Here is a 14329-nt window from a genome sequence, read left to right on the forward strand (position 1 = left end):
GGGCTTGCTCGCGAAAGCGGTGGATCAGTTAGCCCCTTGCCGACTGATACTGCGCTTTCGCGAGCAAGCCCGCTCCCACATTTGGATCTCTATTGATCTTGAGAGTGTGTTCAACTTCCTGCTTTTACGAACCCAGGCTTGAGCCCAAACACTTCAACGCCTTGGGCGGTCGACTGTCCGGTCGTCACCTTCACCCGCTCCACCGGCTTATCCATCGCCGCCCGATACTCCACGGTCATGTCATCGCGGTTAATGGCCTGGCTCGGCACCACGATCGCCTGCGCATTGTTGTACGTCACAATGGTCAAGCGTGCGCTCATCCCCAGCCGCACCCGTTGCAACTGCTGGGCGGTGAGCTTGGGGATCGACAACGTCACCGGAAACTGCGCGCTGCCCTGGCTGTCGCTGGCAATCGCCAGGCCGCTGACCACACTGACGGACCCGGTCAGCCGCTCGCCGTCGAACCCATCGCCCATCACCTCTACCGCCTGGCCCGGGTGCAATTGGTTGATGTCCAACTCCGACACCCTGGCGACAATTTTCAGCCGCTCGATATTGGCCAGGCCGAAGAGCACCTGCCCCTGGCTCACCTTGCTGCCGGCCTGCACCGGCGCGTTGTTGTTACCGCCACTTTGAGGCGAATTATTACTGCCGGGTGCGGGCACCACGATGCCGGAGAACGGCGCCTTGACCTCCTTGCCATCGAGCAACGTGTGCAGCGCCTCGTACTTCACTGTGGCATTGGTCAGTTCCATGTCCGCGATTTGCCTGTACTCGCCCTGGCCCTGCGCCTGTGCCTGCTGCAAATCCATGCGTGCAGAGGCGAGGTCGAGTTGCTGCTGCTGGGTCTGCTGTTTGAGGTCATCCAGTTCGTTGCGCGGGATGATGCCGCGCTTGAAGAGGTTTTCACTCTCGGTGAGTTTGCGCTGGGTGTTACCGGCGGTCATTTCGGCGGTGCGCAGGCTACGGCGCGCACGGCTGACGGCGGGGCTGCTGTTCCAGTCCTGCATCTCTTGCACGGTGCGCCGGGCCTTGAGCTGGGCGGACAAGGCATCGCGCAGTTGCACTTCGAGGGTGGCCGGGTCCATGCGCAGCAGCACCTGGCCGGCGTCTACCCGCTGGCCCTGTTCCACCAGGTTGGCCAGCACGTTGCCGTCGAACGGCGCGGTAAGGGTGATGATGGTGTCGGGTTCGATCTTGCCCACCAGGCCAATCTGATGCACCAGTGGGTCAGGTTTCACGGCCAGCCATTGTTCGGCTGTATCGGTCTGCCCGGCATCGCTGCGGTGGCTGAGCGCGGTGACGCCGGCGCCCGTCAGCAGCACGATCAATGCAGCGCCCAGCAGGCGTTTTTTATTAGTAGTCATTGAGGGCGATTTCCCAACTTTCCAGCGTCATGCCCAGTGTCAGGTCGAACTGGGTCTGGGCGTTCAAATAAGCGATCAGCGCGTTGAGCTGCGCGTTCTCGGCATTGCGCAGGTCGGCCTCGAAACTCAGCACCTGAAAGTTGCTGGAGCGCCCGGCGCTGAGTTTCTCCCGCTCGATCTCGATCTTGCGGCGCGACAGTTCCACGGCACGCTGGGAGATTTCATACTGGCGCCAGCGGGTGCCGAGGTCACGCACCACGTCGTTGACGTTGCGCTCCAGGTCCTGGCGCGCATCGGCGATGCGGATCTCCTGATCCTCCACATTGACCCGTGCTCGCACCTCGGCCTGGCGCGTGCTGATGTCGCCAATCGGGATCTGCACCTGCACACCGGCGTAGCTGTTCCAGGTGCGGTTATGGTTGTTGCCATTGTCGATGTTGCTGTTGCTGTAGGCATCGCGTACCTGGTTGGCCCCGGCCACCAGGTCCACTTGCCAGCGTCCGGAATCCTTGGCGATGACCAGGTTGAGGTCGGCCTGCTGGCTACCGAGCAGGGCGGCGAGGTATTCCGGCTGCTGGGTTTGCGCGAGGTTGAAGGCCTGGCGCTTGTCGATGACCATCGGCTTGGCTTCCAGCGCCTCACTGGCGCGGATCGGCGTCGATAGGTCCAGGGCCAACAGGCGCAATAGCGCCAGGCGGCTGGTGTCCAGCTGGTTGCGGGCTTCTTCCACACCGAGTTGCTGAGTCGCGATATCGGCTTCGGTCTGCACGATTTCGAACTCGGCCATGCGCCCCGCGCTGATCAGCGCCTTGTTCACTTCCAGCAAGGTGTTGGAACGTTTCAGGGCATCCTGGACGATGCTCAACTGCTCCTGGGCGCGCAGCAATTCACGGTAAGTGGCGATGATCTGGCTGATGGTCTGCGCCACGGTGGCCTTGAGGTTCAGGCGGTTGGCCTGCTCCGACAGGCGCGACAGGCGCAGCGGCGCGGTGGTGGCGTCCCAACCTGCGCCGCGCATGAGCGGCTGGATGAGCGCCAGGTCCAGGCCGTCGCTGCGGTAGCGGCCAGCACGGTCGGCGGTGTTCAGTTGTTGGGTCCAGGCCATGCTCAGCCGGGTGCCGTACTCGCCAAGCAGGGTTGCATTCGGGGCCAGGTTGGCATTGCGCGAGTTATCGACCGAGCCGCGACTTTGGCGGTAATAACTGTTGAGGGTGAGCTTGGGGTTGAACGTGTCTTCGGCCACCCGCAGATCGAACTTCTGCGCCACCCGCTGCAGGTAGGCACTGCGGATCGCCGGGTTGTTGCGCAAGCCCAGGTACACCGCATCGCCCAAGGTCATCGTGGTGACTTGCGCGTTCAGCGACACGCTTCGATCGTAACCACTGCGCGTGGTGCTGGGGGCGGACGGGTTGATGACCACGTCGGCGGCCATGCCCGGCAGGCTGACCAGCACGAGCAAGCCGAGCCATTTATTCATCACGCAAGGCCTCCACCGGCTGCAGCCGCGAGGCCGAGACCGCCGGGTAGATGCCAAAGAACAGGCCGACCAGCAGTGTACTGCCGACCCCCAACGGCAGGGCGGCGGCAGCCAGGGCAAACTGCCAGCCCGACAGCCAGGCGTAGAGCCAGGCGGCAGTCATGCCCAGCACCGCGCCGCATAATGCGCCGACGGCCGTCAGCGTGACGGCCTCCAGCAGGAACAGGTTGCGGATGTCGCGCTGGCGCGCACCCAAGGCCATGCGAATGCCGATTTCACGACGGCGCTCCGAGACATTCATCAGCATTACGTTCATCACCCCGACACCGCCGCCAACCAGGGAAATGGCACCCAGGGCCAGCAACAAGTAGGCGAACGTGCGGCTTTGCCGGGTCATGCCATCGATCATTTGTTGGGGCACCTGGATGTCGACATCGCGGTCGGTGAGCTGGCTTTTCAGTGCGACGGCGGCGTCGCGGGCGATGCGGTCCATGTCCTGGCCGGGCATGGCACGGATGAGCACATTGCTGATTTGCGGGGTCGGGTAGATGCGGCGCATGCCTTCGGCGGGGATGAACAGGGATTCGTTGGCTTGCACCGGCATCAGCATGGCGCGGGGTTGGTTGTGCAGGATGCCCACCACCAGGAACAGGTAATCGTTGATGCGCACGCGATCACCCAACTTCAGTGGGTCGCCCGGCGTACTCAGGGCCTGGGCAATCTGGTCGCCGACCACGCCGTAGGTTTCGCCGGCGTCGAAGTTCGATAGAAAACGCCCCTCACGCACCGCCAGGCGCATGGCGTCCTTGATGTCCGGCGTGGTGCCGACAACGTTGGCGCTGACCGTGCGACCGTGGAACACGATGGGCCCGCCGAACACACTGAGCGCGCCGATATGACCGATGCCCGGCACCGTTCGGCGTACCGCGTCGAGGTCGAGGCTGGCGCGCATCAGTGCATTGCTGTTGCCTTTGGGCGGGAACTGGGCGACCAGGGTGTCGGTGCCCATGTCCTTGAAAATCAGCGCGGCATCCACCGCCGCGTTGTGGCCGATATTGATCAACGCCACCACCGATGAACTGCCGATCACGATACCCAGCAGTGCCAGGACTGAGCGTTTGCCCAGGGTGCGCAGGCTGACGAACGCTTCATGCAGCAGTTGGCTGAGGCTCTGTTCAACCCGCAGGCTGCGCTCTACCCGCAGGCTCATAGGCGCTCGGCCTCCTGCACCACGCCATTGCGTACCAGAATCTTGCGCTCCAGGCGCTCGGCGATATGCGCGTCATGGGTGACGATGATCAGCGTCACCTGCTGTTCGCGGTTGAGGGCCAGGAGCAAGTCCATGATCTCCTGGGCGGTGGTGCTGTCGAGGTTGCCGGTGGGTTCGTCGGCGAGGATCACCGAGGGTTTGCCGACCAGGGCGCGAGCAATCGCCACGCGCTGGCGCTGACCACCGGAGAGGTCGGCGGGGCGATGGTGGGCGCGCTCCGCCAGGCCGACTTGCGCGAGCATGCGCAGTGCCTGCTCCACTGATTCATGGCGCGACACACCGCGGTAACTGAGGGGCAGGGCGACGTTGTCCAGCGCACTGAGGCGCGGCAGCAGGTTGAAGCTCTGGAACACAAAACCGATCTGCTGGTTGCGGATCGCGGCCAGCTCATCGGGCGTCGCGCTGAAAATATCGTGACCGGCAAAGTGGTACCGGCCGCAGTTGGGCAGGTCCAGCAAGCCGAGGATATTGAGCAGGGTGCTTTTGCCGGAACCGGAGGCGCCGAGAATGCCGCAGCTGTCGCCGCTGGCGATGGACAGGCACACATCATTAAGAATGGACAGGTGTTGCCCGGCGAGCTGATAGCTTTTGCCGATGCCTTGCAGGGAGATCAAGCCTGGGTGCGCGGGGGTATCTGTCATCATGACTACGCCTGCAGTCTCGACGGTGCCGTCATGCCCCCGGTAAATCTTTGTAACAAGTTCGGGAGCTGCCTGGTACGCGTCACGGACTGGTTTTGTTTCTTGTTTTTAAAATATTGTTTGAATAGTAACCGCGTTCAATCCGCTTCGCCAGCGGTGGATGTAGAGCGGTTTTATCCTTTGAAAGCTTTTTTCTGCGGCTCGGTTCAGGCGCTCAGCAATGCCTTCGTCTATCTTCACAACGCCCGGTTATACAGGCTTTTATAGGGATGAAGGCGTGCCACTGCTTGCTTTCGACAGGCCGCCCCGGTATAAAAAATCAAATTATTTTTTAAAACAATATTTCCCCCCGTGGAACTCTTATGGTCGCGAAGAAACTCAGCGCTCCAAACGTTACCAAGACTCGACTGCTGGATGCGACAGAGGCTCTTTTCATCAAATACGGCTATGACGCCGTGCTGCTGCGGCAGATTACCGAGCGCGCGCAGGTGAACCTGGCCGCCGTGAACTATCACTTCGGGGACAAGGATTCCCTGATGAAAACCCTGCTGATGCAGCGCCTGGAGCCGCTCAACGAGCAGCGCCTGGAATTGCTTGCGCGCTGCGAAGCTGAAGCCAGCGGCCCGCTCGATTGCGACACCTTGCTTGGGGTGCTGTTTGCCCCGGCCATGGGCCTGGAACGCAGCGACCCGGCCAGCGGCGAAGGGCGCTCGTTTATTCGTTTCCTGGGGCGGGTGTACAGCGACACCTCGCCGTTTATCCAGGAATACCTCAAGGTGCATTACCAGCCGGTATTTCAGCGCTTCTTCGAAGCCTTCGCCCTGGCATTGCCGGACTTGCCACGCAACGAGCTGGGTGTGCGCCTGCAATTTGCGCTCAAGGCGATTTCCGGGGTGATGGCGGGGACGGAACTGCGCTTGCTGATGAATTCCATGAGCCTGGGCCGGCCGGCCACTGATGCCGAAGTGATGGCTAAGTTGATCACGCTGGTCTCGGCCGCGATTCGTGTGCCGCAACAAAGTCCTGAGGCCGAAACCGCGCTGGCCAAGGTGCTGGATACCCAGCGTGCGATTCGTGAACAAGCTGCTGCGCCTGCTTCCAAAGCGGCCCGTTGAACCCCAAATCCAAGACAAAAAAAACCCGCTGGGGCGGCGGGTTTTGATGTGCAGCGTTTGTAACGGATGAGGCTTCACCCTACGGCTGCGGATGTGAATAAAGCGTGAAAAAAATGTAAGTAAAAGGCTGGGTGCAGAGAGATTCACGAATACCCGCAGAAACCGTTGTTTTTTGCCGGGCCCCAGCCACTCGTCGCCACTGTCAATTCTGACAGTAGATTCGGCTCCTCTTCCCGACGTCTTATTCACCTTGCCTCGTGCGTCAGTGTGGCGCGCGTTCAACCAGTAAGGTAATAGTCATGTCCAGCCGGCCTACTGATTCTTATGATCTCGATCTTGCACCGCCCACTTCATATTTCCCTGCTGTGCAGTTACAGCCGCAATTTACCAGTACGCCTCCCCTGTACCCCGAGACTGCCGTATGGGGCATGGGCATCCGTCATGTATCGCCTGCAATGTTCACCTTTCTTCCGTGGGCTGAGCGTGCGCTCGGCGACTATTACGCAATCCGCATTCAGGACCTGAACAACCCTGCTGCTTCAAATACCATCAGTGACGCGGATGCCAGCGCTTACTACCTGACGGTGAGCAAGCTGCCCCAGGGCGAAGTCCCTATGTTCGGGCGGCTCGTGCGAGCCAACAGTTTGCAGGAGAGCCGGTCGATCACCCAAACCATCCTGATCAAATTGACCAACCCCGGCGGTCGTGATCAGGAGGTCACGAAGAAGTGGCACAGTGGTTTGAATATGTCGATAGAAGGCCTGCCCACTGGCTCGGTCCTGAACAAGGACAACACCGCAGAAGGGCTGTGGTGCCTGATCACCAAATACCTGTATATCCGTAAAAACGACATTATCACCGTGCGCTATGACGGGCTGGCGGTGGAGCATGTGGTCAGTCCGGAAGAGGCTGCCGGGCCTGGGCCGATCCGGGTATTTATCAGCCCGGAGATTATCAAGCAGGGCAATCAGAATGGGCCGGTAGAGGTCGCCTTTACGGTTAAAGACGTGGTGGGCAACGTTCCCGAGGGGGAATGGCTGTATTGCAAAGCCTACAAACTGGTGTCGGAACTTGACTCGTCGTTGCTGGAATACCCGACCTTTCTTGTCGATGAGGTTGAGTCTGATCAACTGGACCTTAACCTCAATAACCGGTCCAAGTTGGAGGTGGAGGTCTATCGGCCGCGCAGGTCGCCCAAACCCAACCCGCAAAATCGGATCATGTTGATTTTCAAGCTTTTCCCGGAGAAAGGGCGAAGCAAGACAGTGACACTGGGGCCCTTCCCCGATACCACCAAGGCTTACCAACGGATCCCCGTCAGCTACGACCTTTTCACGGAGCTGGCCAAGGGGCGTTTTCAAGTGACGTACGAATTGAGCACCAGCGCTGGCGTACTGCTGGGCAAGTCGGGCAGTTACACGGTCAGTGTGACGGGCTTGCCGGTATCAATGCCGGCGGTGACCGTCAGCCCGTTTGAGGCGGGGCTGATCCCTTCGAATACCGACATTGTCGTAACACTACCTACCTACCAGCCGCACAATGAGTTTCTGTTGGAAACCCTGGTGCTCGAAGCCCTCGACGGCAGCGTAAGCCTTACCCTGCCGCAACCGGCAGGCGTCCAGGGCGGCACGCGCCGCGTGACCAAGGAGGCACTCAAGGCGTTTGAAGGCCTAGGCCCGTTCCAGATTTATTACACCACCGATGACGGTGAGGGCACATCGGCGTCCCTGCGTGAATCAGTGAAGCTGCAGGCTCAGGTGGGTGAGCGTGTGTCGGTGTTGGAAGCTCCGATCATTCAAGGCTCCCGCCGTAACAACATCGACCCTGCCGATGTAAAAGACCCTGAAATTCAACTGATCTTCCCCTACGGGAATACGATTGCCGGCGACGTGCTGCATTGGAGTGTGGTCGGCAAGGACGCGAACGGCTCTGCCAGTGGCAAAATCCCGATCAACAGTGCATACGCGGGGGCCGCCTTGCCGTTGGTGTTTTTCCCGGTTAACCGTAAAGTCCTGGATAACAACCTCAACGCCAGCATCAGTGTCAGCTACAGCATTGAACGTGCGGGGCCGCCTCGACAAGTCTTGCGCTCCAGTGTGCTTGATCTTACCGTCGGTGCGGAGGTGAAACTGGAACTGCCCAAAGTGCTGGAGGCCGGCAGTCTGCAGGACCAACTTGACCCCAAAGCGGTGGTCAAGGGCGCCACCGTGGAGGTCGCGTTCAAACAGATGCGCGCCGATGACCAGATTTTTGTCGAGTGGTTGGGAGCGTATGGGGTCAGCAGTATTGTGGTGCAAGTGGCGGGTGACCCGAAGACCAACAAGGTCAATGCCACTATCCCGCCTGAGGTGATTTCCAAGGGCGTGCGCCCCAACGGCAATAAAATCACCGTGCGGTACAGCTTTACCCGTGGGCAATTCACCTACAAGTCCGAGATATTGACGCTTGTCCTGCAGCCGCTCGAGAAGCTGCCGACGCCGATCATCGACGGGGCTGGCGAGACCCTGCTGCCGCTCTTTAGCCTGCCGAATACGGCCCGCACCCGTATCGCCGCATGGGATTTAATCAATAAAGACCAATTAATGTGGATGACCTACGAAGGCACTTTTGCCGACGGCACGTCCTATATCGAAGATACCTACACCGCCAATGAGGTGACGGCTGACGGCGTCGTCAAGGGCATTTCGCCTGCAACGCCGGTGGATCAACTGCGTCGACTCAAGGACGGCTCGCACCTGACCATTCGCTTTTGGGTCAGTTTTGCGCAGATCCCCGACAAGGACACCGCGCTCTTGTTTGGGACCGCCGACTATATTGTCCAAGCATTGGCAGCCACCCTGCCGGCACCGAGCTTTGCCAACAAACCTGGGGCCGCGATTACCGTTTACCCGTTGGACTACGAGAAAAATGCAATAGTGGCGGTGGCGTATCCAGCCATGACGGCTACGCAAAAAATTGTCCTGGAGTGGATCTACCCGGACGGCACCCTGGCCACTATCGCTGCACAGAACGGAGTGGCCGGTGGGCGCGTAGATTTCGCCATCAGTGCGCCAATCATCGCGGCGAGTGTGGGTAAGGTCATCACATTGCGTTACAAGGTGACGTCAGGCACCCGAGTGACGCCGTCTGATGCCCAGCAACTGACGGTACAAGCTGTCCGCGCGACAGACTTGCCGCAGGCAGTGATTAACGGGGTTGTCGATAAAGGCACGTTGGACCTGACCACGTTCAATGGCGATGGGTTCCTGGCATTGAGCCCCTGGCGTTTGAGTGCTGCCGGGCAAAAGGTGTGGATCACCGCACGCGCTGAGGGTGTAGTCCAATCAACTGTGCTGGGGGCCTATCCGATTAGTGGGGTTGAGGCGACGAGTGGCTTGAAGAATGTGGCAGTTTCCAGAGCCTGGCTGCAGGGGGTACGCAACGGTAGCAGTATCGTGATTGAGTGCCGAGTGACGTTTGATGGCAGTGATGATGTATCGACGTCCGTGGTATTTCCGGTCACGACCTACACCGTCAAACAACGGACGGGGGTTATCGCCAACGTTGCGGTAGGGCAGAGCCCGGAATTTGCGGTTCTTTCGAAGGCGGGTGACAAAGCGTTTGTCTCCAACCACCACGGCAATTCGATTTCAGTGATCGATGTGAATGCCCGCAAGGTCATTGATACCATCCCCGGAATTAATTCACCGTTCAAAATGGTGCTGAGCCCGGACGGCTCCCGACTCTATGTCGCCAACTTCTTTGGGCGCACCGTCACCGTCATCAATCCTGCAACCCACGGTGTGCTGATGAGGTTTGATGTGAAGGGTGTTGACGTGGTTCAGGGGGTTGAACTCAACGGGGATGGTTCACGCCTGTTTGTCTCGACGAATGTGCCGTCGCTGATCGTCGTTCTTGATGCAATCTCCGGCAGTGAGCTGCGTCGGATCCCCACTACGCCAAACCCTATCGCGATGGCGCTCAACCCGGAAAAAACGCAGATTTACTTCACCGCAGAACAGCAAGTAACGGCCGTCAATGCCAACGGATTGAGTGGTGTGGTAGCCAAAGTTACGGGGTTCTCCAGGCCTCAGGATCTCGTCTTCAATCCCAACAACATTCCATCCGCCCGTATCTATGTCGCGGATAACGATTTTGTGCGGATCATTAATCCTGTGAACAATGCCCTTATCAAATCGCTGGGGGGGTTCCATTACGCCTGGGGCGTCAAGATGCATCCGACTGCCCGTCAATGCTATGTGGGGTCAGTAGGCCCAGGGGGGACGACGAGTTATCGCGATTCGCTGTTCGTTATCGATACCGTGACGGAAACAGTCATTAATCGATTTACGGGTTTCGACAACCTTGCCGACATCACTTTCACCTCTGACGGTAGTCTTGCGCTTCTGGTTAATCAGGCAACGGGTATCGTGTCGTTCTTTTCGATTTAAGGAGAGGGGTCACCCGATGTAGATGCAAGGGGCAGCTCCACGTGAGGGTGGACTGCCCCTTTTTTATCGGTTCAGATCTTCCAGTGGCTCGATGTCTTGGCAAGCTTCTGGCGCATGGCCTCCACGTTGCTCGCCAACTGCAACGTCAACAACCGATACCCATCCAACGCACTCTGCACCGGCGCCTCCAGCCCACTTTCGTCTGCGGCATGCACGGTCGAGCGCTCCAGCCGTTCGGTAAATCCCGACTTCAACGCCCGCGCCATTCCCACCCACTGCACGCGAATCTGCCGATGTTCGGCCTTCAACAGCATCTGCATCCGCGCCATCGCCTGTTCATCCCGTGGATCGGGCCGGGTATTGCCAAGAATCTCCAGGGTGCTGATGCACATGCGCAAATGCCGCTGGATCGCGTCCAGTTCGGTCATGGAAATCCGTACTTCCTTGGACACCGACGGCATCAACGAGCGCAGTTGCAGCATCGCCGCGTTCAGGCGGTTGAGCAGTTTGAGGTGCTCATCATCGGTGACTGACTGACCGCTGATGATCCGGCTATAAATCTGCGCGCAATCGCGCAACGCACTGGCCAGGTTGTAGCGCCACGAGTACACGGCATACAGCGGCAAGGCGAACGAAAATGCCAGGGCCAGCACAATGCCGATCAGGATATCCACGGTGCGCCACAGGCCGTCCGATATCGGATTGTCCCCATGGCCGGCGACGATAAACACCGTGATCGCCGACAGCAGCGCGATGTAACCGCCCTTGCCGATCGCGTGGTAGGAAAAGAACCCGCACACCACCGACATCAACATATACGTCAACAGCGGTTGGCCGAAATACGCCTGTTGCACCACCAACAGCAAGCCCACGCTGGCGCCGATCAGGGTGCCATAGGCGCGCTCTACGGCTTTTTTGCCGATATTGCCGTGGTGCTGCAAGCCGCCGATGACGATCAGCATGGTCACCGAGGCCCATTCACCGTGGGGCAGGTTGATGCCGGTGGTGAGGAGGATCGTCGCCAGCAAACCGATGGACACGCGTACCGCGTGGATCAGCTTGGCATGGCGATAGCGACGGTACGGGTCCAGCAAAGGGCGCAACAAGCGCCGAGCGAACACGGGCAAATGCAGGTTCATCGGTAGTAAAGTGGCCTTAGTCGTGAGGGCGAACGCAGTCTGAAGTGTGGGAGCGGGCTTGCTCGCGAATGCGCTGGATCAGTCAAAGGTGTTTCGACTGACACTCCGCTTTCGCGAGCAAGCCCGCTCCCACATTTGAACTGCGCCATTTTTAGAAAATATAGTCAGTGGTCAAGAAACTTGAATCACGGTTGCGCAGGATGTCGCTGAGCAGTGCCTTGTTGCTCTCCTGAAACTTGGTCGCTACCAGCGTGCGGATCGAGAACACGCGCAGCGCGTCATGCACAGACAACGTGCCTTCGGCCGAGTTCTTGCGCCCGTTGAAGGGGAAGGTGTCCGGCCCGCGCTGGCACTGGGCGTTGATGTTGATACGACCGACCTGGTTGGCAAAAGTGTCCACCAGCCGCCCGACTTGCCTGGCGTTGGTGCCAAAAATACTCAGTTGCTGACCGAAATCCGAGTCCAGCACGTAGTCGATCACCGTCTCCAGGTCACGGTAAGGCACGATCGGCACCACCGGGCCGAACTGTTCCTCGTGATACACGCGCATCTGCGGGTTCACCGGGTACAGCACGGCCGGGTAGAAGAACGCACCGCGACTCGCGCCGCCATTGGTATTCACCACCTTGGCGCCGTGCTGCGCCGCATCGGCCACCAGTGCGTTGAGGTAGTCGACCTTGCCCACTTCCGGCAGCGGTGTCAGTGAAACGCCGTCTTCCCACGGCATGCCAGGCTTCAACGTTGCCAGTTTGGCGTTGAATTTCTCAATGAAACGCTCGACGACGTCTTCATGCACAAACAGGATTTTCAACGCGGTGCAACGCTGGCCGTTGAACGACAAAGAACCGGTGACCGCCTCATTGACCGCATTGTCCAGGTCGACCTCTGGCAACACGATGCCGGGGTTTTTCGCATCCAGGCCCAATGCCGCACGCAAGCGGTGCGGTTTGGGGTGCAGTTTTTTCAAATCGCTGGCGGCCTTGTTGGTACCGATAAACGCGAAGATATCGATCTTGCCGCTGGCCATCAGCGCGCTGACGGTTTCACGACCACTGCCGTAGATCACGTTGATCACCCCGGCCGGGAAGCTGTCGCGGAACGCCTCCAGCAATGGGCGAATCAACAGCACGCCGAGCTTGGCCGGCTTGAACACCACGGTATTGCCCATGATCAACGCCGGGATCAGCGTGGTAAAGGTCTCGTTCAGCGGGTAGTTATACGGCCCCATGCACAGTGCCACACCCAGCGGCACGCGGCGGATTTGCCCGAGGGTGTCCTGTTCCAGTTCGAAGCGGCTGGAGCGGCGGTCGAGTTCCTTGAGGGCGTTGATGGTGTCGGTGATGTAGTCGCAGGTGCGGTCGAATTCTTTTTGCGAGTCCTTGAGGTTCTTGCCGATCTCCCACATCAGCAGCTTGACCACCGCATCACGCTGTTCGCGCATGCGGCGCAAAAACGCTTCCACATGCTGGATACGTTCAGCCACACGCATCGTCGGCCATTCACCTTGGCCACGGTCGTAGGCGCGCACGGCGGCGTCCAGGGCGGTGAGGGCGGTGTCGGCATCCAACAGCGGCGTGCTGCCGATATGCACCCGCTCATCCCCCAATTGCACCGGGCTCAGCACCTGGGCCAATGGGCCGTTCCACACCTGCAACTGGCCGTCTACGAGGTAATCACGCTGTTCAATCGGCCCCCCCAGCCGAAATTGCTCGGGAATGTCGGCGGTGGAGGCGGGAAACAGCTGGGCGAGCAGGTTACTGGTGGTCATGTCGCTACCCCTGGAATAGTTGCAAAACATGACTAGAGAGTCGCCCAACAAGCGGCTCTATGGCAAGGCTTGTGCGCTTTCTTGTGCGCACCGCTGTGTGTGCCACGCTTGCCGGAGTAAACTACGCGGCTTTATTGAAGGAGTTCACATGAGTCAGTACCAGCCGGGCATTCTTGCCGCACCGGTGCCGTTGCAGGCACGCCATCTGTTTTTTGCCGTGGATTCCCTGCAGGCGGTGCCTGCTGCGTTGGACGCGCTGGTGCAGTTGACGGATTCGGCCGTGGTGGTCGGTGTCGGTGAGCCGCTGGTATCTGCCCTGGGCACTCAGGTGCAAGGGTTGCGCGCCTTTCCCGCCGTCAGCGGCCCGGGTGCGCATAACCCGTCCACTCAGCAGGCGCTGTGGGTGTGGCTGCATGGTGTGGATCGCGGTGAGCTGCTGTTGCGCAGCCGCACCTTTGAAAAAGCCCTGGCCCCGGCGTTTCGTCTGGTCCAGATGACCGAGGGCTTCCGCTACAAGACCGGTTTCGATTTGACCGATTACGAAGACGGCACCGAAAACCCCCACGACGACGCCGCCGTTGAGGCCGCCATGACCGACAGCGGCGCCAGCTTCGCCGCCATCCAGCAATGGCAGCACGACCTCGATGGCTTCGCCGCCTTGCCGGCCCAGGAGCGTGACCACATCATCGGCCGCCGCCATGGCGATAACGAAGAGCTGGACGACGCCCCCGAATCCGCCCACACCAAGCGCACCGCCCAGGAGAGCTTCAACCCGGAAGCCTTCGTGGTCCGCCGCTCGATGCCGTGGGCCGAGAACGGCCAGGCGGGGCTGATGTTCCTTGCGTTTGGCCATTCCTTTGATGCGTTTGAAGCGCAACTGCGGCGCATGAGTGGGTTGGAGGATGGGATTGTGGATGGTTTGTATCGCATCAGTACGCCGTTGACCGGTGGCTATTACTGGTGCCCGCCACTCAAGGACGGGCATCTGGACCTGAGTGCACTCGCGGTTACAGCGCAAAGCTAAACACTCTGTGGCAAGGGTCTTCACCCGCCATCCGTCACCCGCCTCGCAGGCAAGCCAGCGCCCATACTTATTTGTGTCTGACCTGAATCCTGCGCCTG

9 protein-coding genes are annotated in these 14329 nt (G+C 59.8%); 3 read left to right on the forward strand and 6 right to left on the reverse strand.

What is annotated here, in order from left to right:
- Positions 1 to 110: 110 nt before the first annotated feature.
- From A7D21_RS32375 to A7D21_RS32390, 4 genes are read right to left on the reverse strand one after another with little or no spacing between them, the layout of a single operon-like run.
- The gene (locus A7D21_RS32375; protein WP_053256880.1) at positions 111 to 1367 is read right to left on the reverse strand and encodes an efflux RND transporter periplasmic adaptor subunit; all 1257 of its coding nucleotides are present in this window, start codon (positions 1365 to 1367) and stop codon (positions 111 to 113) included.
- Entirely contained in the window at positions 1357 to 2844 is a 1488-nt protein-coding gene (locus tag A7D21_RS32380) for a TolC family protein (protein ID WP_069553686.1), read from the reverse strand. The genes A7D21_RS32375 and A7D21_RS32380 overlap by 11 nt, the downstream gene beginning before the upstream one ends.
- On the reverse strand, positions 2837 to 4054 hold the full coding sequence (locus tag A7D21_RS32385; RefSeq protein WP_053256878.1) for an ABC transporter permease: 1218 nt from the start codon (positions 4052 to 4054) through the stop codon (positions 2837 to 2839). Before A7D21_RS32385 ends, A7D21_RS32380 begins: the two co-directional genes overlap by 8 nt.
- The gene (locus A7D21_RS32390; protein WP_053256877.1) at positions 4051 to 4758 is read right to left on the reverse strand and encodes an ABC transporter ATP-binding protein; all 708 of its coding nucleotides are present in this window, start codon (positions 4756 to 4758) and stop codon (positions 4051 to 4053) included. Before A7D21_RS32390 ends, A7D21_RS32385 begins: the two co-directional genes overlap by 4 nt.
- Before the next feature lie 359 nt (positions 4759 to 5117).
- Between A7D21_RS32390 and A7D21_RS32395 the strand changes: the two genes are divergently transcribed.
- On the forward strand, positions 5118 to 5870 hold the full coding sequence (locus tag A7D21_RS32395) for a TetR/AcrR family transcriptional regulator (RefSeq protein WP_069553687.1): 753 nt from the start codon (positions 5118 to 5120) through the stop codon (positions 5868 to 5870).
- Positions 5871 to 6169: 299 nt separating this feature from the next.
- Complete coding sequence (locus A7D21_RS32400) at positions 6170 to 10300, forward strand: YncE family protein (RefSeq protein WP_083272288.1); 4131 nt, start codon at positions 6170 to 6172, stop codon at positions 10298 to 10300.
- A 71-nt stretch (positions 10301 to 10371) separates the two neighbouring features.
- Here the strand turns inward: A7D21_RS32400 and A7D21_RS32405 are convergent, their stop codons facing one another.
- Both A7D21_RS32405 and A7D21_RS32410 read right to left on the reverse strand, forming a co-directional pair.
- Positions 10372 to 11433, reverse strand: a complete 1062-nt coding sequence (locus A7D21_RS32405; RefSeq protein WP_069553690.1) for an FUSC family protein — start codon at positions 11431 to 11433, stop codon at positions 10372 to 10374.
- A 157-nt stretch (positions 11434 to 11590) separates the two neighbouring features.
- Positions 11591 to 13207 (reverse strand): NADP-dependent glyceraldehyde-3-phosphate dehydrogenase, encoded by a 1617-nt coding sequence (locus A7D21_RS32410; RefSeq protein ID WP_053256874.1) that lies wholly within the window; start codon positions 13205 to 13207, stop codon positions 11591 to 11593.
- Between the two features lie 148 nt (positions 13208 to 13355).
- Between A7D21_RS32410 and A7D21_RS32415 the strand changes: the two genes are divergently transcribed.
- Entirely contained in the window at positions 13356 to 14231 is an 876-nt protein-coding gene (locus A7D21_RS32415; protein WP_069553689.1) for a Dyp-type peroxidase, read from the forward strand.
- The last annotated feature ends 98 nt before the right edge of the window (positions 14232 to 14329 follow it).

The sequence above is a fragment of the Pseudomonas sp. AP19 genome, assembly GCF_001728855.1.
Classification (GTDB): domain Bacteria; phylum Pseudomonadota; class Gammaproteobacteria; order Pseudomonadales; family Pseudomonadaceae; genus Aquipseudomonas; species Aquipseudomonas fluorescens.

Excerpts from the sequence above, each read along its gene's own strand:
- A7D21_RS32375 (WP_053256880.1), bottom strand. The coding sequence starts at position 1,367 with ATGACTACTAATAAAAAACGCCTGCTGGGCGCTGCATTGATCGTGCTG.
- A7D21_RS32380 (WP_069553686.1), bottom strand. The coding sequence starts at position 2,844 with ATGAATAAATGGCTCGGCTTGCTCGTGCTGGTCAGCCTGCCGGGCATG.
- A7D21_RS32385 (WP_053256878.1), bottom strand. The coding sequence starts at position 4,054 with ATGAGCCTGCGGGTAGAGCGCAGCCTGCGGGTTGAACAGAGCCTCAGC.
- A7D21_RS32390 (WP_053256877.1), bottom strand. The coding sequence starts at position 4,758 with ATGATGACAGATACCCCCGCGCACCCAGGCTTGATCTCCCTGCAAGGC.
- A7D21_RS32395 (WP_069553687.1), top strand. The coding sequence starts at position 5,118 with ATGGTCGCGAAGAAACTCAGCGCTCCAAACGTTACCAAGACTCGACTG.
- A7D21_RS32400 (WP_083272288.1), top strand. The coding sequence starts at position 6,170 with ATGTCCAGCCGGCCTACTGATTCTTATGATCTCGATCTTGCACCGCCC.
- A7D21_RS32410 (WP_053256874.1), bottom strand. The coding sequence starts at position 13,207 with ATGACCACCAGTAACCTGCTCGCCCAGCTGTTTCCCGCCTCCACCGCC.
- A7D21_RS32415 (WP_069553689.1), top strand. The coding sequence starts at position 13,356 with ATGAGTCAGTACCAGCCGGGCATTCTTGCCGCACCGGTGCCGTTGCAG.